At 46.9% G+C, this 853-nt stretch carries 2 tRNA genes and 1 rRNA gene; all 3 read right to left on the bottom strand.

Annotation, left to right across the window (positions count from 1 at the left end):
* Positions 1–220: 220 nt before the first annotated feature.
* A tRNA-Ala gene (locus tag ABEA36_RS12230) sits at positions 221–296 on the bottom strand.
* 103 nt (positions 297–399) lie between these two features.
* Positions 400–476: transfer RNA gene (locus ABEA36_RS12235), tRNA-Ile, on the bottom strand.
* 60 nt (positions 477–536) lie between these two features.
* Positions 537–853 (bottom strand): 16S ribosomal RNA (locus tag ABEA36_RS12240); the annotation flags it as partial.

Genomic DNA, 853 nt, shown 5'->3' on the forward strand with positions numbered 1-853 from the left:
TAATTTCTTAACCTTACAACTTACAGTTGTCTTGGTTTTCTCAATTTCGCTTTTTCTCTTCCTACTTCATCTCAATGCCAACTTACGCCAACACCTCAACTCCATAAAACGAGAACTCGTTTCTTTCAGCTTGTTCCATATTGTTAAAGAGCTATATTCATCAACACACTATACAATGTGTTTATCAATATATTACATGTCGAGACATCAAAGGATGTAATGGTGGAGCTAAGCGGGATCGAACCGCTGGCCTCCTGCGTGCAAGGCAGGCGCTCTCCCAGCTGAGCTATAGCCCCATATATATCACTTTACTGCTTTCGCCAGTTCGCTTCCCTGACGTATGATTTCGTTTATCCGCTTTCGCACATAATTACCAAACCATCTTGCAGTAAGTAGAACTGGTGGGTCTGAGTGGACTTGAACCACCGACCTCACCCTTATCAGGGGTGCGCTCTAACCACCTGAGCTACAGACCCAATATAGTGATGTCTCTCTTTAAAAACAAACAATCTATGTGAACACTGTCAGGCACTTCGTAAGGAGGTGATCCAACCGCAGGTTCCCCTACGGTTACCTTGTTACGACTTCACCCCAGTCATGAATCACACCGTGGTAAACGCCCCCCTTGCGGTTAAGCTATCTACTTCTGGTGCAACCCACTCCCATGGTGTGACGGGCGGTGTGTACAAGGCCCGGGAACGTATTCACCGTGACATTCTGATTCACGATTACTAGCGATTCCGACTTCATGGAGTCGAGTTGCAGACTCCAATCCGGACTTAGACGTACTTTGTGAGGTCCGCTCCAGTTCGCACCTTCGCATCCCTTTGTATACGCCATTGTAGCACGTGTG

It is taken from the genome of Orbus sasakiae (assembly GCF_039542345.1).
Taxonomy (GTDB): Bacteria; Pseudomonadota; Gammaproteobacteria; order Enterobacterales; family Orbaceae; genus Orbus; species Orbus sasakiae.